Source organism: Cyclobacterium salsum, from assembly GCF_010119245.1.
Lineage (GTDB): Bacteria > Bacteroidota > Bacteroidia > Cytophagales > Cyclobacteriaceae > Cyclobacterium > Cyclobacterium salsum.
Map to the genome: position 1 here is coordinate 534310 of NZ_WNKG01000001.1, position 22319 is coordinate 556628.

The following is a 22319-nucleotide window of genomic DNA, read 5'->3' on the forward strand; positions in this document are numbered from 1 at the left end:
CTAAGATCGGTTTTTTACATCGGAACGAATGCGCTGAATCAATGGCCCCTTTGATTGGCTCATATCCCTTTCTAGTGGAAGCAGGTTTAGCTGGTACAGCGCGGATGGAAATTGTTTCCCCCCCAAGGTGCCCCAGATAAAATTCAATTCCTCGAAAGTTGGCGTGTATAACTCCATGGTAAACCGGAAATTCCCCACCTGTTGCATGGAGTCTAGTTCCCGGTCAAAAACAGTATTGCCCTGCGTAAACAGTTTTTTTCCCTGAAAAAAAGAGATAACGGCCGATAAATCTTTTAGGGATTTGCTGTACATATTGCGATTGGCAGAAAACAATAAAAACAAATGCAGATTAATCACCCGATTCCGGTACTGTACCTGATCCTCCCTCAACTGGTGATTGGGAAAATTCTTCATCGTTCCTTCCTCGTGGAGGTTTACCAGCGTTAAAACCGTTTTATCCCGCATGGCATCAGCTGCGTCGGAAGATCCTTCTGCCAGGGCGATGTTTTCTATAATTAATTGAGAATCTTCCAGCCCCATTTCCTGAAAGTATTGGTTTACCTGCTCGCTGAGAATCTGGAAAACTTCAAAAATCATTGGTAATTCTGCTAAATTATACGCGTCTAAAAGATCAATATTCCTGAGCCTTGATGACTCCCTGTGATTTATCCGGAGAAAACCGTTTGAAAACGTTCGAATTCCTCCGATAAGCCAGACACCGAAGTAGTGAAACAACTACCGTTTAGCCATAGATAGCTACTAAATTTTGCTCCTTGTATCACAGTCAAAATTTAACACTACCTTCTCAAATTTGAAAGAAATTTACATCAAATCCAAGTGTTTCAATAAAAATTTAAAGGGTAAAAAATGAGGATTTGCATATAGAAAAATAACGTTTTCATCGCTTTTTTCTTAAATGGTATTTAAAGACTAAAAAAGAATACTTATCTGTTTCTTTTTTCTCTCTAATCTGTTGGATACTTTCAGGAGAAAGCGTTTCGTCATAACCGGATTGATATACCCCTTTCTATCCCAATTAGAGTGAAACAACCCCGTAATATAAAAAAAATTCTGGTCGCAATGTCCCACCCAAAATTTGAGCATTCCAAGATAATGAAAGGCATGGTAGCGGAAATCCAAGGCATGCCAAATGTGACTTTCCATGATTTGTAGGGGTTGTATCCGTAATTTAATGTGAAAGTTTCCATGCGGGAGGAATTGCTAAATACCGAATTACAACGTCGAACTAGTCTAAATGACCAGGCCTGGGATGTTTCCGTAATCAAGGAAGGATTAAGAGAAAATAAAGTCAAGGGCGGTTCCTAAAGAAGGGTTACCAGGCTTTCCCTATCTTTTCCAATATCTTGTAGGTGATCAGGTAAGTAGGCCGGACTCCGTCTTTTCCCAACGCTCCTGAGGCCAGCGTACTTCCGGTTTCCAGGGGGTTGTCCGAGGCGTAGTAGGCATACATTACCTTCACACTTTTGCGAATGCTGTTTCGAATCTTGCTCGCCGATTGAATGGCCTTTTGGTAGTGAGCTCCTTCCATTTCCAAACCGATAGCCTGCCAGGAGGAGTCCATAAAGTAACCTAACACATCCCGGTTTTGTAATGATGTGCCCAGGACGGTGATCATAGGCCCCTCGTATACACCCAAGCCGTACCCTTCAAAATCTTCCGGATCCAATTCGTTTTTAAATGGATAATTATCCGCAGTCCCTTCAAAAACATGGGAATTGGGAATCATAATATCCCCTTTTTTACCCTCCAATATACCCGCCTTGCCCATGATAGAGCTGGAAATGATATTTAGCGGTACTTTTTGCTGACCAATTTCATACGGCTTTAGTAACTCGTCAAAGCATTCGTAGGCTTGTTCGCCAAAGGCATAGTCCATGATCACCAAAACCGGCCGTTTTTTGCTTTCATCAGGTAGTGGCAAACCCGGTAATAGCGTACTGGACTCCATCTTTCCGGTATCGATTATCTGTACTCCAATATTGGTACCCGAAGTATCCGGAACAGAAATCAAGCCCTGACTCCGAGCATACTCCAATATTTCTTTTTCCTTATTACCTTTAGATTGAAGGCTTATCTTTAAGGCCATTTCCTCAATCGCTTCGTAACTTTCCAGCCCAAGGGCCTGGTGCCCGTAAATGGTATTGACCACGCTGTGGAGGTTAGCACTGATTACATGCAGTGGGCGCTCTATCAGGTTTTCCTCATCGAGCACCACCTTGATCGTATTGGCCCAGCTTTCTCCATATACATGATGCCCCACCCGTTCCCGAAGGGTTGCGGAAAAGGAAACTTCCCGGTCATTCCCCTCCAACACCTCTTCCATGGATAACCGTCCCATATGGTAAATGACGGCAAACAGGCTGTTACTATTCTGAGAAGTCTTGAATTTCTGTACTGCGGATTTGGTCTCTTCAAAGGTTCTTCCAGTAAGGTGGCTTAGGTAAGAACAAGCCGCCTCTTCATTGAACTCCTCGCCATTTTCTTCCTGGCTTACTACCTGCTGTAGCTTTTTCCAGTTTAGGTTGATCCGGCCTTTAGGATCACTGCTATTCTTTCGGATTTTTTCAGATTCAATGAATAAAAAAGTAAGGTGGGTCAGGATATCGTAAATGTCACTTTTTCCCCGAGTCATTTCCACATACATCTGTTCCTCATCCACCCGGTAACAATTTCGCTTTCTTTTGGCCGGAACCAAGGCGGGAAATCCGGAGTCCTCGTACCCTTCCCTACTGATCAGGCGAATGTACCGACACTCTTCGATTCCACTGGGTAATCGCTCCATGACGTACAATAAGCCGTCCAATTCCAATTTTTCCGGGTCATTGACCAAACCATAAATTTCCGGACTTAATGTGAGCAGTGCCTGTACCAGCGACTCCCCCGAAACGCCCGTAGGTTTGTAATTTCCCCGCATGAAAAGGTGACGCATGGTAATGTACAATCGCTCGATTGCAGACCTGGATTCCTGAGCTTTGGTTCGTTTCATAAAAGTATTGGCAGTAAAATTTGTACAAACTTACTACTTTTTACCGGGCTGATGCCCTGCTCAAAGGGGTAAAAAGTAAAGAATCAGCTGACTTACTTTAACTTTCCGGCAAATACTTTTTTAAATTTTTCAACCTTAGGCCGAATCACAAACTGGCAATAAGGTTGATTTCCATTTAATTCGAAATAGTTGTTATGGTATTCTTCTGCGGGGTAAAAATTGGAAAAAGGGGTAATTTCAGTTACAATGGGGTTATCAAATGCCCCAGATTCGTCCAACGACTGCCTGAGTTTAAGTGCCTCTTGTTGCTGGTTTTCTGAATGGTAGAAAATTGCCGATCGGTACTGCGGTCCCACATCTGCCCCCTGTCGATTCAAGGTCGTTGGATCATGGCTGGACCAAAAAACCTCCAACAATTCGGGAAAGGCAATGACTTCCGGATCAAACACCACATGGACCACTTCGGCATGTCCTGTGGTTCCGCTAACCACGTCCTGATAAGAAGGGTTTTCTACGTGCCCTCCTGAAAACCCGGATTGCACGCTTTCTACACCTTTCAACTTCTGAAAAACGGCCTCCGTACACCAGAAGCAGCCTGTTCCAAAGGTGGCAGCTGATTTTGAATCCGGTATTTGTACGGTTGATTTAGGTAGGTCGCTCATAATTATTCACATTTAAGTCTAATGGTAACAGGTTCCGATAATGAAAAGTTTGACTTCACCGGCTTACCATTTACCAAGACTTCCAATAGCCCCTCTCCCTGAAGCCAGGTCAGGGCGCATTTTTCCTCGTCCAGAAAGGAACGCCAGTCAATTGGATAGATCCAGCGTAACACGTCGGTGGGGCTAAAGTAGCTTCCCTTGTTTCTTTGGGCCATTTCCATGGTAGCCAGTACCAATATGCCTTCATCCAGGTAATTCATGTTAGAAAAGATTCAGTTGTCCATTTCCTTTAAATATGTCCAAATCAAACTCAGGCATTTTTTCGCCATTTAGGTGCTTTCTTACCGAAACCCGAAACAATCCTGCTATGCTTTCTGCCAAAACACCGCCTCCTTTGATCCTTCTCCCCCATTCCGTGTCATTACTGCGGCCCGCATGCAACGATTCTATCTGATGCATAACTTTATGCTTTCGATCAGGAAAATGTACTTCCAGCCATTCCTGAAACAACTCTTTAAGCTGTCCGTTTAGCCGAACGACGGTATATTCCGCTTTCCTGGCACCTGCAGCGGCGGCTTGCCGAATGATTTCCGGCATAGCTTCCGTGTTGATTCCTGGAATTAGCGGTGCAACCATAATGCCACAAGGAATCCCCTGCCCAGAAAATGTTCGTATGAGTTCAATTTTTTTTCGGGGGGACGCTGTTCGGGGTTCCAAAATCCGTTTTAATCCGGGGTCAAGATGGTTGATGGAAAAATAAACATGAACCAACCTTTTTTCAGCCAATAATTTAAGTAACTGTAGGTCCCTTTCGATCAAGCCATTTTTAGTAATGATACTGACCGGATGGCAAAATTCCAGGCAAAGTTCGAGTATCTTAGCGGTTAGTTTAAATTTCCGCTCCGCAGGCTGGTAACAATCGGTGTTTCCGGACAACATGATGGGCTTGGGCTTGTACCGCTTCTTCTCGAATTCCGTTCTTAACGAGGAAACAATATCCTTTTTTACCAAGATCTTACTCTCAAATCCTAATCCGGCATCGTAGCCCCAATACGGGTGGCTGTTTCGTGCGTAACAGTAGATACAACCATGCTCGCATCCCTGATACGGGTTTACGGATGAACTTAAAGGTATGTCCGGACTATCATTGGTGCTGATTGCCGTTTTGCTGCTCACCATTAAATATTCGGTGGCGAGGCGCTGCTCCGTGTCCACAGCGTCTATACCTTCCGGATGTTCCCTTACGAATCTGTTTTTTTCATACAAATTATCGGGCCTACTGCCCGTACCCCTGCCTTTTGGAAAATTTGACTTCATCAGAGGCAAGATAAAAAATTAATGGGATTTATCCGGCTGTCAGGTATTGCAGATGATAATAAATGCCGGAGGAAAATTTTTAAGCGTAAAGGCTGTTTTGATATTGCTGAAATAGGAAGCAAATTGAAAACGCAACAGGTATGAATAACAAATTTGAATGAAAAACCCACTTGGTTTCAGAATCAATCGGCTCTTCTCATAAATGGCAGTTCTGGACTCTTTAGGTATAAGGCTAAAGGGCAAGGATGATAAAATCAAATCCACCTGTTTTCCATCCAAATGTTTGTCGAGATTTTCGGCCGAATCACATATGATTTTTACATTTTCCGAGGCAAATTGCCGGCTCAAATTTCTGCAAAAATGCTCGCTGATTTCAAAAACGTACAAAACTGAATCTGAATCCATGCGTTCCACGATTCCACGGGTAATGCTTCCATCTCCACCTCCTAATTCAATAATGACTTTTGCTCCGTTAAAATCAGCAAATGACAACATTTTATTAACCAGTGATTTTGAGCTAAATGTAACGGCACCTGTAGTTTTTATATTGACAAACAATTCTTTAAAAAGCGAACTTTTCTTCATTTGGAAATGGAATTAGCCTGGGATAGAATTAATTATTATTTTAAATAGGTCCTTTTTATTATTCTGTTCTATTAACAAACTTCAAAGTTACTAAAAACAACCTCATTTAAGTCATTTTTTTGTAAAAAAGGGCAAATCATTTCTTCCCACTACATTTTTCAGCATTTATAAACCATTCCTGTATAGAAATGAAAGGCTGGTAAAAAAAAATTACAATTTTGCTTATTACTGATTTATTTTGTTGTTTGCCAGGATTGTTATGAACACAAAATGAATTTTAAAGACCTATTAATTCCAATTTCAGTTTCCTGTTTATTCCTTTTTATTCTCGTAACCCAACCGCTTTTCGGGCAAAGTGACCGGAATGGTGAGAGAAGGTTGGGAAGCAGTTACGTAATTACCAACACCACCCTGATTCCATCACCGGGAGAAATCCTCCAAAACCAGCACATACTGTTTGAAGAGGGTATCATCACGGCTGTTGGTAAGGACATTCCCTTACCGGCAGAAGCTCAGGAAATCAACGGAGATTCCTTATTTGTATATGCCGGGTTTATAGACATGGCCAATAAAACAGGAGTGGTGGAACCCACCCTACCTGAAAAACCGGAGGGGTTCGATCCTTCCAAGCCCATGCCGGAAATTGCGGGCATTCATCCGCATTTTAACGTAACGGAGTATTATCAACAATCAAATCCCCATGATAAGGCCTGGCGTAAGTTAGGATTTACCCTGGCGCAAAAATTACCCTTGGGTAAAGGAATGCTTCCAGGCACCTCTGCCTTGGTAATCTATGGGCAAGAGGGTAAAAACAACCTGATCGCCGAACACCAATCGATCTACTTCAAATTTAGTACGGTTGGTGGGGTGTACCCCAATACCAACCTCGGTGTCATGGCTACCTGGAGAGACCTTATCCAAAATGCCCGTCTGTACAAAAAACATCAGGAAATGTATGCAGCGAATCGGAACATCAGCAGGCTGGAAAAAAAACCCGTTTTAGAGGCATTAATTCCCGTTATCAACGGTGACATGCCTGTTCTTTTAGAAATTTCCGATGAACTGGATATCCGGAGAGCATTGAAAATGAAAGATGAAAATCAATTTCGACTAATTCTTACGGGAATCAATGAAGGAGACAAACTCATTCCGCTGCTGAAGGAAAAGGAAGTAGGTGCGGTCCTTACCTTGAATTTGCCGGAGGATCCTTCTTCAGAAATTCCTTCAGGTGAAAAAAGCGAGGACTTTGAAAACCGAATGGATAGAACCAGGGAAGCGTACAAGCAGTCGTTGGCACTGGCAGGAAAATATGAAGTGGCAGGGATTCCTTTCGCGCTTACGACCAAACATTTACCGAGAGGAGATTTTTTTAAAAATTTACAACTTATGGTTGAAAATGGCCTCAGTAAAGAGGGAGCACTAGCAGCATTAACCGTAAACGCGGCAAAATTACTTGGAATAGACGATAGAACCGGTACTATTTCCGAGGGGAAAATGGCTAACCTCCTGATAATGACCGACACGCTATTTACAGAAGGGGCTACCATACAGATGGTGGTCAGCGATGGCTACGTATTTGACTATTCTGAAAAGCCAGGAAAAGTATCAAAGGGAGAGACTACCTGGGAGTATGAGGCTGAAACGCAAGGAGGGAAATCAACGGGCACCTGGAAAATCAATCAAAGCGAAGGAAAATGGACCGGGACCATTACCTACGAAGATCCGCAAGGGCAAGGGATGAAAACCTCCTCGATCGAAGATGCCGTTATTACCGAGGAAAAAATGCAATTTTCTTTTACCGTATCGGTGGGAAGCGATAAGCTCGACGTAGAGGTCAGTGGAAATCTATCGGGAAGAAAATTCACTGGCGATATGAAGATAATTGGATATGGCACTTTCCCCGTGAAGGCTGTCAAGAAGGATAAACCGGAAAAGAGCAATGGTTAGAAAAATACTAGTTTCAATAATCATCCTTACCCTTTTTATAGGTGCCAGTCAGGCTCAGGAGATCGAAAAGGGTGACGTTTTCATTCAAAACGCAAATGTCATCACCATTACGGACGGTGTTAAAGAAAATACGGATGTTTGGGTCAAAGATGGGATCATTCACCAGATTGGAAATCAACTTCAGGTTCCCAGAGATGTTCCTGTCATCGATGCCAGCGGAAAATTCCTCATGCCGGGAATTATTGATGCGCATTCCCATGTGGCCCTGGGAGCTATTAACGAGGCCAGCAGCCCGATCACAGCAGAAGTGAAAATGGAGGATGTGATCGATCCTTTTGACATAGGAATTTACCGGGCACTGGCAGGCGGAACGACCATCTCTCACGCCATGCACGGTTCCGCCAATGCCATTGGCGGGCAAAACATCACACTGAAGCATCGGTACGGCACCTTTAATCCGGGTGAATTGGTCATGGAGGAGGCTCCCCGAACCATAAAATTTGCCTTAGGAGAAAATCCAACGCGGGTACACGGAAGAGGCAAAAACCTACAACCCCGGTCCCGAATGGGGGTTGAAGCCGTGATCCGAAATGGTTTCGAAGAAGCCCTGCAATACAAAGAAACCTGGGAGGCATGGAATAAGGTAAAGGACCAGAAAAATAACCGGCAGGTACCCCCTACTTTTAATTCCAGGCTAGAGACGCTGCTGGATATTCTGGATGGGGAAATCATCATTCATTGTCATTCCTACCGGGCAGATGAAATCTACATGCTAATCCAGGTCTGCCAGGACTATGGAATTGACAAAATTGTGTTTTCCCATGTAAACGAGGGTTTCAAAGTAGCCCCCGAACTAGCCAAATACACGATGGGAGCCTCGGTTTTCTCCGATTGGTGGGCTTACAAATTCGAAGTGTATTATTCCACCGCTTACAATGCCGCTATATTAACCAAAAATGGTGTGATTACTTCCATCAATTCGGATTCTGCTGAATTGATCCGGCATTTGTACCATGAAGCTGCCAAAACCCAACGATATGGTGGATTATCTGATGAAGAGGCCCTGGCGTTGATTACCATCAATCCTGCCCGACAACTGGGCATTGATCAATGGGTAGGTTCCATTGAAGAGGGTAAGCAGGCCGACCTGGTGCTGTTTGATAAGCATCCCCTATCCATTTATGCCATTCCACAGATGACCTGGGTAGATGGAATCAAGTATTTTGATCGAGAAGAAGATAAAACAGACCAGCGATTGAAAGTAGATCCGGAAGAGACGCTGGAACCTATGTTTCTCCATGCAGATCATATCAATTGCATGAGCGATGTAGATTTCTATTTTACCGGATTTGGCCGTAACCTTTTCGAACACAATCATTAGTCTCCCCTGCTAGTTTAACCATGAAAAATAAAATATCCATACTATTCCTTTCCCTGCTATTACTCCATCTACCCCTCTATGCACAAATTGACGGTGAAGTAATCAAGGCGTTCAAGGGAGATTTTCTTTTGAAGAATGCTCGTATATACACCGTCTCCTCAGAAATACTGGAAGGAACTGATCTATTGATTCAAGACGGTAAAATAGCCGCCATAGGCAAAGGATTGCCGGAGGAAAATCACCTGGTTATCGATTGTACTGGCAAACGCCTTTATCCGGGATTTATTGACAGTGGTACCAGTCTTGGACTGGTGGAAGTCAACTCCCTTCCGGAGACGCAGGATTATATGGAACTGGGCAAAGTAACTCCGCAGATGCAAGCGCTGACAGCTGTCAATCCCAATGCTGTGGCCATACCCGTCACTCGGGTAAGTGGTGTCACCACTGTGCTTACGCAACCTCGGGGTGGTTATTTCCCGGGAACCGCTGCACTGATCCAGTTGAACGGGTACACACCCGATCAGATGGATGCCGGTTTCCGTGCCGTATTAATGAATTTTCCCTCGGCGGCAAAAGCAGGTGGCTATGATAGCCGGTCTGCTGAAACCATTCAAAAAGAAGCAGAAAAAGCATTGGAAGAAATCGATGCTATTTGGGAAAAGGCGAGTACCTACCACCAAATTCAGGAAAAAGGAGGTGAAGTTGACTATTACCCGGAAATGGCTCACCTTGCCAGGGTGGTGAGCGGAGAACTACCGCTATTTATTGAAGTAAATGCTGCTAAGGACATCTTAAGTGCCCTTGAATGGGTGAAAGACAAGGAAATCGATCTCGTCCTTACAGGAGTCGCCGAAGGCTGGAAAGTGGCCGAAAAACTGGCCGAAGCAGGTATCCCAGTAATAACAGGACCTGTTTTGGCTTTGCCTTCGAGGAAGTCAAATGCCTATGACTCGTCCTATGCCAATGCTTCTGTCCTGCAAAAAGCTGGCGTGAAAGTGACGATCCGAACTCAGGATACCGAAAATGTACGAAACCTTCCTTTTCATGCAGGTTTTGCCGCTGCGTATGGAATGGGAACAGAAGAAGCACTGAAAGCGATCACGCTACACCCTGCAGAGCTATTTAATGTAGCGGACAAATTGGGATCCCTTGAGGTGGGCAAAAATGCCACCTTATTCCTTGCCGATGGCGATCCCTTCGAACCTAAAACCCAAATACACCAGGTATTCATTGATGGATATAAAATCCCCATGACCAACCGGCATATCCGGTTATACCAGGAATTTTTAGACCGGGAAATGAAGCCGGAGAATTGATGCAATTTTTTCACTAATTGTCCCTTTTTAGTTACATTTGATTAAATTATTAAGGTAATTTTATGAAAAATTTGTTTTTGTTATCCATTGTCCTTGTTTTGATATTCTTCTCTTGCCAGGCACCCATGCAAGAGGAAAGGGTTCAATCCATCATCGATTCCACCAGAGCGGATTTTGCGCCGGATAAGCGAATTGCACTGTTTGATATTTACTGGGAAAAGGGAACGCTGGCAGGAGAAACCAATTTACCCGAAGCCCACCAGGCACTTTTACAAAAACTCGCCGCTGATAACCTACCTTTTAAAGACAGCATTACCCTGCTACCCGAATCCGGATTGGGTGAAGCCACCTTTGCTTTGGTCACCAATTCCGTGGCAAATATTCGTAGTGAGCCCAAGCATTCGGCGGAACTGGCCACGCAAGCCTTGATGGGCACTCCATTGAATATCCTGAAGGAATCGGGTTCCTGGTACCTGGTTCAAACCCCGGATGATTACATTTCATGGGTAGATGCAGCTGCCATAGTCCCCATCGACCAAAAATCCCTGGATGACTGGATGGGTAAGGAAAAGGTGGTGGTCACCGAGATGATTGGTAATGTCTACACGGATAAAAATCAAGAAGGTATTGTAAGCGATATCACGGCTGGCAATGTATTGGAAATAGTTGAACGGTTTCCGCAGGGCTATCAGGTTGTATTACCGGATGGAAGAACGGGATTTATTGCCGCTGATATGGCCGTTCCGTACGAAGATTGGATAAACAGTCGGAGTACTGATGATACCTCTTTGGTCCAAACGGCAAAACGGATGATGGGTTCCCCTTACCTCTGGGGAGGTACCTCGCCTAAGGGCATGGATTGCAGCGGTTTTACAAAAACCATCTACTTCCTAAATGGGATGGTGATTCCCAGAGACGCTTCCCAGCAAATCCTGGAAGGCGAACTGATCGACAGCGATAAAAATTGGAAGAATTTAGAGATCGGAGATTTATTATTCTTTGGCGTTCCCGCCACTGAAAACAGTCGGGAACGAGTGGTTCATGTGGGCATGTGGATTGGAGATAACCAATTTATCCATTCCAGAGGCAGGGTACGGATCAGTAGCTTTGATCCAAATGACGAAAATTACGATGCCTATGAGTTGGGCCGTTACCTCCGGACCAAGCGAATTCGCCAGAACCCAACCGAGCGAATTGTATCTGTCAACCAAATTCTTAATTAACCATGAAGAAATTAGCGTTAATTTATGCCATTTTTTTTAATACGGCATGGGGATATTCACAAGTGGAACGCCTCGATGGATTTTCTTCCATCGACAGCAAGGCTCAGAACGAACTGGAGGAACATTTTATGGAATCCGTCGATTTTGCGAGCTTCAAAACCCATTTGGCCACCATTACCCGACATCCCCATATCGCCGGAACCAAGGCAAACGAAGACGTGAGAGACTATATGGTCGAAGTCATGGATGCCGCAGGTTGGCAAACCAAATTATATCCTTACGATGTTTACCTGCCTAATGACCCCGGCCGCTCCCGGGTAGAAATAGTTACTCCAAAACGCAACCCTTTGAATCAACAGGAATACATCCTGGAAGCAGATACCTTTTCCAGGCATCCGGAACTCAAAAAAGGTTGGAATGCCTTTTCCGGATCCGGTGACGTAACCGCTGAGGTAGTTTATGCCAATTACGGAACCAAAGCCGATTTTGAGAAACTGACCTCCCTGGGGATTGATTTGAAAGGTAAACTCGTCATCGCCCGCTATGGTCAGAACTTCAGGGGCTATAAAGCGAAATTTGCCGAAGAATATGGCGCAGCCGGATTGATCATTTATACCGATCCCGAAGACAGTGGCTTTACCAAAGGGCTGGTGTATCCGGATGGCCCCTTCTACAACGAGAGTGCCATACAAAGGGGCTCTCTGCTGACAGAAAGCTTTACCGGCGATCCGCTAACCCCTTTCGAGCCCGCGCTGCCGGTAGCAGGAAAAACAAAAATAAACAGGTTGGACCCTGAAGAGACGCAAATACATACCATTCCCGTGACCCCCATCCCCTATGGAGAGGCAGCAAAAATATTGAGCCAAATGAATGGAAAGCCTGTTCCTGCGGGCTGGCAGGGAGGATTGCCCTTCACCTATCGCCTGGAAGGTGGGCCCCAACTCACCGTTAGGCTGATGGTGGATCAACCCATTGGTTTAGTACCTATTTACAATGTAGTAGGCACCCTGAGAGGAAGTACCTATCCCGATGAATGGATCATTTTAGGATGTCATTACGATGCTTGGGCATTTGGAGCCACCGACCCAAACAGCGGGACTTCCATGTTGCTGACCCTTAGCGAAGCCCTGGGTCGGCTCGCCCGGGAGGGAAAGCGCCCCAAACGCTCCATCCTGATCGCCCACTGGGACGGTGAGGAGCATGGAGTAATCGGATCGACCGAATGGGTAGAGCAAATGAAAGAAGAATTGGGCGCGAAAGCAGTGGCCTATCTGAATTTTGATGCCGGCGTATCTGGAAGAAACATCGGAGGCTCCGCCGCACCAAGTTTAAAAAAAGTCATGGTAGATGCGGCCCAGGAGGTAAGCTACCCGGATTCATCCAAATCCGTTTACGAGGTGTGGAAAGGAAACCAGGAGGAGCCAAGGATTGGAAATCTGGGAGGAGGGTCGGATCATATCGCCTTCTACATGCATACGGGCATTCCTTCCCTTAGCGGCGGCGCAGGTGGTCCCACGCTATACCATACCAACTACGATGATTTTTATTTTTACGAGCATTTTTCGGATCCCAGCTTTCAGATGGGAGGAACCATTGCCCAATGGGCTGGTATCATGGCACTGAGATTGGCTAATGCTACGCTGATTCCCTATGATTTAAGCCGATACGAAAAAGATCTTACCATGCATCTGGCAAATGCACATTCCGGTATTGCAGAGTATACTCCGGATTTTGAGGGCTTTACAGCTACAAAACAAGCCCTGGAAAAACTGGATGCTGTCGGTAAAGAGACGGAAACAAAGATTAAGGACGGGCTGGAAAAAGAGTCGTTGAGTTCCGCAGTGATCTCCCGGGTTAACAGCGAATTGTTACGCCTGGAAAAAAGCTTTCTGCTAAAGGAAGGCATGCCCTTCGGAAATTGGTACAAGTCCTTGTATGCTTCCACAGACCCATATAGTGGCTATGCTTCCTGGATGTTACCTGCCATTCAGTACGAAATTTCGAATGAATCCACTACAAATTTTGAAAAATTGGATCAACAATACGAAGCGGCTATTCAACAATTAATAAAGAGCCTACAGCGTATCGGGGCAGAATTGGAAAATGACTAGGAAGGGGTAAACGACCCCTTTTGTAGACTCCCGTTAAAACGTTGGCGAAAAGAATCTCCTATAGGTAGTTACTTTTAGCGCACATTGGAACATCGCGAAAAATTAATCTTTTCCCGGCACCCTGCTTCCCCGATACAATTCAAAAACCAGCAAGCGGCAATCAATCGTGCCATTGTAAAAGGGAATCCTCCGCTTGGGCTTTAATCCTATTTTTTTACCCAAATCCAAATTACCGGTAAAAACAAGCCCGGTATAGCCTGGGCAACGCTTTTTCATAAAATCACCGATTTCCCGATAGGTTTCTTCCAGGATTTCCGTGTCCCCTAGTCGCTCCCCGTATTCGGGATTCAAGAAAAGAATGCCCTTTTCGGTGTCGGGGAGAGTTGTTTCCCGAAAATCACATACCTCAAACTGAATCAAATCTTCCACCCCGGCAAACCGCGCATTTTCCCTACTGGCACTAATGGCCCGCTCACTAATATCCGATGCCAGCAGGATTATGTTTTCAGCTGGTTTGATCTTCGCCTGCAGTTTTTCCTTCAGTGCGTAATAGACCCCCGCATCATAGCCTTTGATGTACATCAGGGCATAGTCATCTCTGTATAAGCCTGGAAAGCGATCAGTAGCCATCAATGCCGCCTCGATGGCTACGGTCCCCGAACCGCACATGGGGTTGACAAACGGACTTTTTCTGTCCCAGTTTGAAGCTAACAGGCATGCCGACACCAGTGACTCCATCATGGGAGCTGCTCCAGGTATTTTCCTGTATCCATGTTTGATTAGCGTATCGCCGCTGGTATTGATATACAAACTAGCCTCCTCCCCTTTCCAGAAAAATTGAAACACTGCTTCGTTTAAACTGGAACCGGAATCAGGTCTTAGGCCAAATTTCTCCCGAAAACGGTCGGCAATGGCATCCTTAATTTTTACATTTACAAAAAGGGGATTGTCTACCGAATCGTGTTTGACATTGCTGATGACCGAAAAATAACCGTCCGTATCAATGAAATCTTCCCAGGGAAGGTCTTTAACCACTTTATACAGATGCTCTACATGATCCAAAGCAAAAGAATGTATTTCATATAGCACGTGGCTGGCCGTTCGCAAATGCATATTAAGAAAAATGCAATCGTTCAGACTTCCGGTCAGTTCCACATGGGTCCGAAACACCCCCGAGGGTGCAAAACCCAATTCAATCAATTCCGCTTCTAAAAATGGGGCATTTCGATCGTAGCAGGTCACCACCAGCCTGCCCGCCTTCTCAAAATCTATCATAAAGCAAATATACCGCAAATAGTATTCATAAACCCGGTACTGCGGTTTAGTTTTTGGTTGTTCCCAGTGCATCCAGGGCAGCACGGTGCTCTTCCGGATGATTGACGTTTCTGAATTCTCCGGTATCGGGAGCGTGTAGCAATTCAATGGCTGAATTGATCAGGACTTTTCGGGGACAACTGTATCCCTGACTCAAAAAACGCAGCAAGACCGGATATGCCCGAGGTTCCCACAGGGTAATCAGGGGTTCAGGAAATTCCCCTTTGGGGTCCAGAAAGGCAGTGGCCAGTTTGGAAGGATTTCGGTGTGCAAGCAAATGGGACAAGGTGTTTTCTGTAAGAAAAGGCAAATCACAAGCCACCGTCATCCAGGCCGATTCCGGCTTTTCCATAAATGCCGACACTAAGCCCCCAAAGGGCCCCAGATCCAGTATTTTATCTGCAATCACCGGATAATTATTCGCCAGGTCTTTGGCCTGAGCCGGATTACAGGAAAGAAAAGCTTCCTGACAAAAAGGCCTGACTAATTCCAACATGTGGTCCTTTTGGCTTTGCCCGTGATAAGCCAAATCAGATTTGTCCCGACCCATCCGGGTACTTTTCCCTCCTATAAGTACCAGGCCATTTACCCTGGGAATTTGGGATTTTAAAAAACCTACCACAAAATCGGTGATTTTGGCTACATCCTCGAAGGGCAACACAGGTATGGATTGCCAATCCCCAAGGTGTTCCTTAACTGCATCGGGTATTTCCGTCACACCCTTCTTTAACAGGATCAGGCTTACAGTGGTTAACTTATGCAATTTCTTATCCATGGGTTTCCCCGGATCTATGACCAGTACCTGGTTGAGTGCCTTAAAATGGTTAGCATTAATCAGGACCAAGTCCTGCCGGTTAAACCATTCCCTTTGTTCAAATACAGTGGTATCCTCCAGCCGCCTGTCCAACCGCTGGAAGACGATTTTATCCCGGTATTCGATTACGCCTGGGGTTTGCATCAAACTATCCGGTTGGCCCTTGCCCTCCTTCAACTGGTCTCCTTCTTTGTGATCTGCGTCCACATAGACCAGGCCCAAGCCAGGACAGAGGTTCCGGATAAGCTTACCGGCGAGTTCCTGGATCTGAGCACAGGAAGTGCCTAAGACACCTAATTCAACTCTTCCGTAATCTCCGTAGCTGGGTCGGGCCAGCGAGGCATGCTTTTGGTGTTTACCGTTTGAAGTCACGCTTTCCTCCTTTTTTTTCTTCCAATTTTATATCTTGAATAACGATATCATGAGACATTGCTTTGCACATGTCATAGATGGTCAAGGCCGCCACCGAAACACCGGTCAGGGCTTCCATTTCCACGCCGGTTTTTCCCGTAACCTTGGTACTGCAACGGACGATTACCTCCGAATCATTGAGTACATCTACGGTCACTTTGCAATCATCCATTCCCAACGGATGACACAAGGGTATTAATTCCGCTGTTTTTTTTGCTCCCATGGTGCCTGCAATAATGGCGGTTTGAAATACAGGGCCCTTTTTGGTCATCAACTCTGTCCCTTCGGTTAATTGTTGCAGAATTTGCTTGCCCAAAACTACCCGGCAGGAGGCAATTGCCAGTCGCTGCGTCTGGGCCTTTTCTCCCACATCTACCATTGCCGGAAGCCCGGTTTTTTTATCCAGATGAGAAAATTCGTTATCACTCATGGTTTGTATCTTTCAGATTCCCGAAGGGTTCCCTTTTTTCATTTTTTGGTGGGTTTCCGTTATAAAATCAATCGCAACGTCCACATCCTTCTCCGTCGTTGATTTCCCCAAAGAGAGTCTCAAGGTAGCAACAGCTGTTTCGGAATCCAAACCCATGGCCCGAAGCACATGGGAGGGTTTGTCGGTAATGCTACTACAGGCAGAGCCCGAGCTTACCGCCAGGTGCTTATTAATTCGAATTAAAAACGGTTTACCCGAAACACCACGAAACGAAATGTTGCAGACGTGGGGCAGACGGGAGTCGCTGCTACCATTTAGGTGAGCTCCTTCGATGGAGAGTAGTTCCTTTTCCAATTTATCCCTGAGCTCAGCTAACTTTAAAGCGTCAGTCGGAAATTCTTGTCGGGCTATTTCAGCCGCTTTCCCCAATCCCACGATTCCCGGAACATTCAGCGTTCCACTACGCCTTCCGGTTTCCTGTCCACCTCCAGTAATTTGGGAATCCAGCCCTATTCCCGGCTTGGATTTCCTTAGGTAAAGGGCTCCCACTCCTTTTGGTCCATACATTTTATGTCCGGAAAGTGCCAGCATGTCTATGCCCAACGCTTTCACATCTACCGGTATTTTTCCGACTGCCTGAACAGCATCGGTAAAAAAAAGAATTCCCCTCTCCCTGGCAATCGCTGCCATTTCTTTGACAGGATGCAGGTAACCGGTTTCATTATTGGCCAGCATAGCAGCCACCAATATCGTTTCGGCTTTAATGGTCTTTTTTAGCAGGTTCAGTGATACGGCTCCATCCGTTTGTACGGGAAGATAGGTAACCTCAAAGCCTTGTTTTTCCAGCACCTGCATGGTATCCAGTACCGCCTTGTGTTCGGTTTCGAGGGTAATCAGGTGATTACCCTTTGATTTCAGGCCAGCAACTGCTCCCCTTAAGGCTAAATTGATGGCCTCGGTGGCACCGCTGGTAAAGATAATTTCCTTGGGGGCCGCACCGATCAGACCAGCCACCTGCTCCCTGGCCACTTCCACTGCCTCTTCTGCTACCCAGCCAAAGGGATGCTGACCGCTGGAGGGATTACCAAAATGCTCCGAGAAAAAGGGCAGCATTTCCTCCACTACGGCGGGATGACAGGGGGTCGTCGCATTGTAGTCCAGGTAGATGGGATACTTCATGCAGCGATTGCTCGTTTTTATTCGTATTTGCTTAGGGAAGATGCCAGTTTCAGCGCTTCATAAGCATTCACAACACCTCCGGTATAGCTAAGAGAGTCGAATCCAACCATTTCATCCTTCCCGGGTAACTGTACGTTCTCGGTGGTCGGTTTATACACTGAATTGATCAATACTTGTCTCATCTCCTTTGGTTTCAAATCGGGATAATAAGCCCAAATCATAGCAGCTACTCCGGCCACAGTGGGGGCAGCCATACTGGTGCCGCTGATGGTGTCGTACTCCGAGCCAGGGACGGTGGAATAGATATCTACGCCGGGAGCAAATAGATCTACTGCTTTCTTGCTGAAATTAGAAAATTGTGCCGGTATATTTTCCGTGTCAATAGCGGAGGAGGCACCTACTTCCAGCCAGGAATCAGATTCTCCCCTTCGATCGTAATACCGGTTGGGGAAATTGTTGTCCGGATTGACTTCCTTGGAACTGTTTCCAGCGGCATGGATTAACAATACCCCTTTTCTTCTTGCGTATTTAACCGCTTTGTCCACGTATCTTTTTCCGGGAGAGTAGGACTTGCCAAAACTCATATTAATAATATGAGCTCCATTATCGACGGCATACCGGATCGCATTGGCTACGTCCTTATCTCGCTCATCCCCGTTGGGCACCGCCCTGACCGGCATGATCAATACGTGCTCAGCAATACCATCGATTCCCAGATCATTTCCTCTTTTGGCACCGATGATTCCTGCTACGTGCGTTCCATGGGTAGGATCCGGCCCGGTAGGGTCGTTGTTTCCGTAATATTTCTCTCTATAATCTTTTGGATCGTCTCCCACAATATCCCGGGGATTAAAATCGGTATTATAGGCATAATTGGCCTGCACTTCAAAAAGCTCTGCCGCTTCCCTAAAAACATCTAAAATCTCGTTCACACCTGGGTCTTGCAAATTAACCATAGAAAACAACTGAGAAAGCATTTCCAGTGCATTTTTCACCTCTTCCTCCTCTGATTCCATTTCCTTCAGATCCACCAATTTAAAATCAGCTACTTCAAATTCTTCTTTTACCAATTCGGCCATTTTGGAAAACCCCTCCAACATATTGGAATACATGTTATAATTCATTTGGGCCTCTTTCTTGGTTTCTTCGAAGTTTTCGCTCACGCGCTGCCAGTAGGCATACTCTTCTCTATTTCTTCTCTTTACATCTTCCGCTGCCATATCTTCATAGATGGCCTTCAGCCGGATGTATTCCCGTGTAAGTTCGTGCGAATCTTCATCCACATGCGAACCATCTGCTCCTCCGATAAAATTCCAGCCATGCACATCATCGATGTAGCCATTCCCATCGTCATCTATTCCATTCCCTGGAATTTCTCCGGGATTAGTCCAAATATTGTCCTTTAGGTCCTCATGAATAATGTCTATTCCCGAATCGATTACCGCTACGACGACGGTTCGTTTCGGAGATTTATCTTGCAATAGTTTTTCGTGAGCTTTGGTGGCTCCAGTACCCAAATAGCCATCTTCAATGGGGTCCAGGAGGAACCAATTTTCAGGTGTTTTGAGACTGTCTTTGTGATAGGTAAGATCCGTTTCCCCGGATGAGGTGAAAATGATACCAAAACAGATCCCTGCAAGAAGGGTCCAAAAAGAATTCCTTAAAATGATTCTCATAAATTAGTGTATGATATAGAAATGAAATGTTAAAATTGACAGTAAATCCCTGTAGTTACCCTATCAATAACGAATGAAAGTTATTAAAGATCCCATTTGAATCAAAAAGGGAAAAATGTTTACGGCAAGAAAACCTTTTGTTTGGTATTAAAAACACTTAAAAAACCCACCCCAACCGCAATCCGATGTTCTCTGCGACATGCCCATGTGCTTTCAAATCTCCTCCCAGCAGGAAGCCTCCCGGGAACCGATAGGTCAAGCCATATCGCTGAAAAAACTGGCGTTTTTGTCCTATATTTTCAGGTTTAACCAGGTAATGTCCCATGCGTTGATTAAAATCAAACCTACCAAAAATCAGATGATGAGACAGAAAAACTGCCGGGACTAATCCCGTGCTGCTTGCATCCGTTTTCAGCGATTGATCCCAGAAAAATTCTGCCCCTGCCCCCAGGCTATTGAGCCGGGTTAGGCTATGCATGATGTCCACAGAGACACCCATCGCCGGTACCCTACCTTCACCATCAGGATTGTCTCTAAAAGTACCAATGGTTTCCAGGATGACCGAAAAATGGTGGCTAAGCGGAGGTTTTTCAAAGATCGGAAATTCGGATCTTGATAACCAATACGATGCCCCGATTCCGATGCCCGGGAAATTCATCCCCCGGTTGGGCTGGCTTTGTCCACCATTGGATATGTGATTATAATGCCCGGACAGAAAAAGCTCCCAGGTATCTGACAGATGATAGGAGAGTTTTGGAGCTACTGACAATAAAAAGCTGATGCGGCTGCTAAAAAAAGTATTTTCAGGATTGGAGTCGGGATCGTACACATTACTGAGATAGCTAACTCCAAGCTTTGTACGAAGGCCAAGCCGCCAGGGAGGGCTTTGCCAAAGTATGGGTTCAAAAAAACCGGATAATAAAAAGGCATTTCCCAATACCCTGGGATTATTAAAGTCGGTAAAGCCCAATTCTGCCCCCCAGAAGTAAAAACAATTGCAATTTTCCCAGGAAGCTTTTTCCAGGGATAGTTTTTCATAGGAGAGCCGAAATCCCCTGGGGCTGTATTGGGAAATGGATACCAGCTCCGCCGAATGGGGAATAATCCAGCTATTCTGTCCTTCCAGGCTTGCCTTCCGTAACGTCTGACCGATGACAGTTGGCCCTACTGCAATACCCATCAGAGTAATAAAAGCAATCCATCTCAGTTGTTCCATTTGTTTATCTCACTGAATATCTGGGATATTGTTTCAAATAAAGAAAAAAATACGCTAAATCAATTGGAAAAGATACCATTGTCCGCTTATTTTGTGCCATCCTTTAACTTTTTTAAAGTATAAGGATTTATAGAGAAGAGGTAAGAGACAGGCTCGAAGACCCTCTGGCAACCTGGAAAATCCAAGGTGCCAATTCCTGCCAGATGTGAATGGTTCCGTCTGGGAATATAAATTCTGTAAAGATGAATTCATTTCACATTCTATTAAAGGGTAAAATTTCAACAAAATTTCTTCAACACTTTTACTATCCTGTGTGTGATTTCACCAGGAGTTGTTGCATGCGTTTTTAATTTACGGCTGCTATTCGTTTAAGCATTTCATATCAATCTGTACATTGTAAAAATAAACCTAAAACACAACAATCATGTCAAAAGCGTATCGTTTCGAAACATTGCAAATCCATGCCGGTCAGGAAGCCGATCCTACCACCAATTCGAGGGCAGTACCCATTTACCAAACCACTTCTTACGTTTTCAATTCCGCCGAACATGGAGCCAATTTGTTTGCGCTAAAGGAATTTGGCAACATCTATACCCGGATTATGAATCCGACTACCGATGTATTTGAAAAAAGAGTGGCCGCACTTGAAGGTGGGGTAGCTGCTGTCGCCACCGCATCCGGACAAGCCGCGCAGTTCCTGGCCCTAAATAACTTCCTGACTGTCGGTGACAATTTTGTAACCTCTCCTTTCTTATACGGGGGTACCTACAACCAGTTCAAAGTATCCTTCAAGCGGATCGGTATCGAAGCCCGCTTTGCAGATTCGGACAAAGCAGCGGATCTGGAGGCGAAAATTGACGATAAGACAAAAGCGATCTACGTGGAAACCATCGGTAATCCGGAATTTAATGTTCCTGATTTTGAAGCCGTCGCCAAGGTCGCCAAAAAATACAATATACCGCTAGTGGTGGACAACACCTTTGGGGCCGGAGGCTACTTATGCCAGCCAATCAAACACGGAGCCAATATCGTGACCTCCTCGGCCACCAAATGGATAGGCGGACACGGAACTTCCATAGGAGGCATCCTTGTAGATGGCGGAAATTACAACTGGGGCAATGGTAAATTCCCTCAATTCTCCGAGCCTTCGGAAGGATATCACGGATTAAATTTCTGGGAAACTTTTGGAGATAACAACCCGCTCGGAATGCCCAACGTGGCTTTCGCCATCCGGGCAAGAGTGGAAGGCCTACGGGATTTTGGGCCGGCCATAAGCCCGTTCAATTCCTTCTTACTACTACAAGGCCTGGAAACCTTGTCGCTGCGAGTACAGCGAACCGTAGATAATGCCCTTGAATTGGCGAAATGGCTGGACAAACACCCCAAAGTAAAAAAAGTAAATTACCCCGGATTACCTTCCAGTCCCTATCATGAACAGGCTAAAAAATACCTTCCACATGGTTACGGTGGAGTCTTGAGCTTTGAGTTGACGGGAGATAAAGAGTCTGCTTCCAAATTTATCAGCAGCTTGGAATTAATTTCCCACCTGGCAAACGTCGGGGATGCCAAAACCCTGATTATACAACCCGCGGCTACCACGCACCAGCAGCTTTCCGAAGAAGCCCAGCTTGCGGCGGGTGTCACGCCGACCATGCTTAGAATTTCCTGTGGAATAGAACATGTGGATGACCTGAAGGCAGATCTCAGCACTGCTTTTGATAACCTTTAAT

The 22319-nt window shown here is 45.4% G+C and carries 18 protein-coding genes and 1 riboswitch; of the genes, 6 read left to right on the forward strand and 12 right to left on the reverse strand.

Going from position 1 to position 22319, the window contains the following annotated elements; all coding sequences use genetic code 11:
* The 6 genes from GJS45_RS02070 to GJS45_RS02095 all read right to left on the reverse strand — a co-directional run bounded on the left by GJS45_RS02070 (position 1) and on the right by GJS45_RS02095 (position 5571).
* Positions 1-597, reverse strand: coding sequence for a DUF4255 domain-containing protein (locus tag GJS45_RS02070; RefSeq protein WP_162339773.1), 597 nt, complete (start codon positions 595-597; stop codon positions 1-3).
* A 736-nt stretch (positions 598-1333) separates the two neighbouring features.
* A complete protein-coding gene (locus GJS45_RS02075) occupies positions 1334-3007 on the reverse strand; it encodes a DUF6909 family protein (protein WP_162339774.1) in 1674 nt (557 codons plus the stop codon).
* A 92-nt stretch (positions 3008-3099) separates the two neighbouring features.
* Positions 3100-3669: a peptide-methionine (S)-S-oxide reductase MsrA gene (gene msrA / locus GJS45_RS02080; RefSeq protein WP_162339775.1), complete on the reverse strand. Its 570-nt coding sequence runs from the start codon at positions 3667-3669 to the stop codon at positions 3100-3102.
* Positions 3670-3671: 2 nt separating this feature from the next.
* Positions 3672-3929: a hypothetical protein gene (locus tag GJS45_RS02085; RefSeq protein ID WP_162339776.1), complete on the reverse strand. Its 258-nt coding sequence runs from the start codon at positions 3927-3929 to the stop codon at positions 3672-3674.
* A gap of 1 nt (position 3930) precedes the next feature.
* Positions 3931-4986: a PA0069 family radical SAM protein gene (locus GJS45_RS02090; protein ID WP_162339777.1), complete on the reverse strand. Its 1056-nt coding sequence runs from the start codon at positions 4984-4986 to the stop codon at positions 3931-3933.
* A 39-nt stretch (positions 4987-5025) separates the two neighbouring features.
* Positions 5026-5571 carry a class I SAM-dependent methyltransferase gene (locus tag GJS45_RS02095; RefSeq protein ID WP_162339778.1) on the reverse strand — a complete coding sequence of 182 codons (546 nt, stop codon included), beginning with the start codon at positions 5569-5571 and terminating at the stop codon, positions 5026-5028.
* A 270-nt stretch (positions 5572-5841) separates the two neighbouring features.
* On the opposite strand from GJS45_RS02095, the gene GJS45_RS02100 reads away from it, so the two are divergent.
* The 5 genes from GJS45_RS02100 (at position 5842) to GJS45_RS02120 (ending at position 13549) form a co-directional block, all read left to right on the forward strand.
* Positions 5842-7518 (forward strand): amidohydrolase family protein, encoded by a 1677-nt coding sequence (locus GJS45_RS02100; protein ID WP_162339779.1) that lies wholly within the window; start codon positions 5842-5844, stop codon positions 7516-7518.
* Positions 7511-8899, forward strand: coding sequence for an amidohydrolase family protein (locus GJS45_RS02105; protein WP_162339780.1), 1389 nt, complete (start codon positions 7511-7513; stop codon positions 8897-8899). The genes GJS45_RS02100 and GJS45_RS02105 overlap by 8 nt, the downstream gene beginning before the upstream one ends.
* Positions 8900-8919: 20 nt before the next feature.
* The gene (locus GJS45_RS02110) at positions 8920-10215 is read left to right on the forward strand and encodes an amidohydrolase family protein (protein WP_162339781.1); all 1296 of its coding nucleotides are present in this window, start codon (positions 8920-8922) and stop codon (positions 10213-10215) included.
* A 62-nt stretch (positions 10216-10277) separates the two neighbouring features.
* Positions 10278-11438 (forward strand): C40 family peptidase, encoded by a 1161-nt coding sequence (locus GJS45_RS02115; RefSeq protein ID WP_162339782.1) that lies wholly within the window; start codon positions 10278-10280, stop codon positions 11436-11438.
* A 2-nt stretch (positions 11439-11440) separates the two neighbouring features.
* Entirely contained in the window at positions 11441-13549 is a 2109-nt protein-coding gene (locus GJS45_RS02120; protein ID WP_162339783.1) for a M28 family peptidase, read from the forward strand.
* Between the two features lie 102 nt (positions 13550-13651).
* Here the strand turns inward: GJS45_RS02120 and GJS45_RS02125 are convergent, their stop codons facing one another.
* From GJS45_RS02125 to GJS45_RS02150, 6 genes are all read right to left on the reverse strand, one after another.
* Positions 13652-14824: a THUMP domain-containing class I SAM-dependent RNA methyltransferase gene (locus tag GJS45_RS02125; protein WP_162339784.1), complete on the reverse strand. Its 1173-nt coding sequence runs from the start codon at positions 14822-14824 to the stop codon at positions 13652-13654.
* A gap of 46 nt (positions 14825-14870) precedes the next feature.
* On the reverse strand, positions 14871-16049 hold the full coding sequence (locus GJS45_RS02130; protein WP_162339785.1) for an NTP transferase domain-containing protein: 1179 nt from the start codon (positions 16047-16049) through the stop codon (positions 14871-14873).
* Positions 16033-16518 (reverse strand): cyclic pyranopterin monophosphate synthase MoaC, encoded by a 486-nt coding sequence (gene moaC / locus GJS45_RS02135; protein ID WP_162339786.1) that lies wholly within the window; start codon positions 16516-16518, stop codon positions 16033-16035. The genes GJS45_RS02130 and moaC overlap by 17 nt, the downstream gene beginning before the upstream one ends.
* Positions 16519-16530: 12 nt before the next feature.
* Complete coding sequence (locus GJS45_RS02140; protein ID WP_162339787.1) at positions 16531-17697, reverse strand: cysteine desulfurase family protein; 1167 nt, start codon at positions 17695-17697, stop codon at positions 16531-16533.
* A gap of 17 nt (positions 17698-17714) precedes the next feature.
* A complete protein-coding gene (locus tag GJS45_RS02145; RefSeq protein WP_162339788.1) occupies positions 17715-19373 on the reverse strand; it encodes a S8 family peptidase in 1659 nt (552 codons plus the stop codon).
* A gap of 157 nt (positions 19374-19530) precedes the next feature.
* A complete protein-coding gene (locus GJS45_RS02150) occupies positions 19531-20589 on the reverse strand; it encodes an acyloxyacyl hydrolase (protein WP_162339789.1) in 1059 nt (352 codons plus the stop codon).
* Positions 20590-20713: 124 nt separating this feature from the next.
* Positions 20714-20823, forward strand: a riboswitch (SAM riboswitch).
* 190 nt (positions 20824-21013) lie between these two features.
* On the opposite strand from GJS45_RS02150, the gene GJS45_RS02155 reads away from it, so the two are divergent.
* Positions 21014-22318: an O-acetylhomoserine aminocarboxypropyltransferase/cysteine synthase family protein gene (locus GJS45_RS02155; protein ID WP_162339790.1), complete on the forward strand. Its 1305-nt coding sequence runs from the start codon at positions 21014-21016 to the stop codon at positions 22316-22318.
* Position 22319 lies beyond the last annotated feature (1 nt).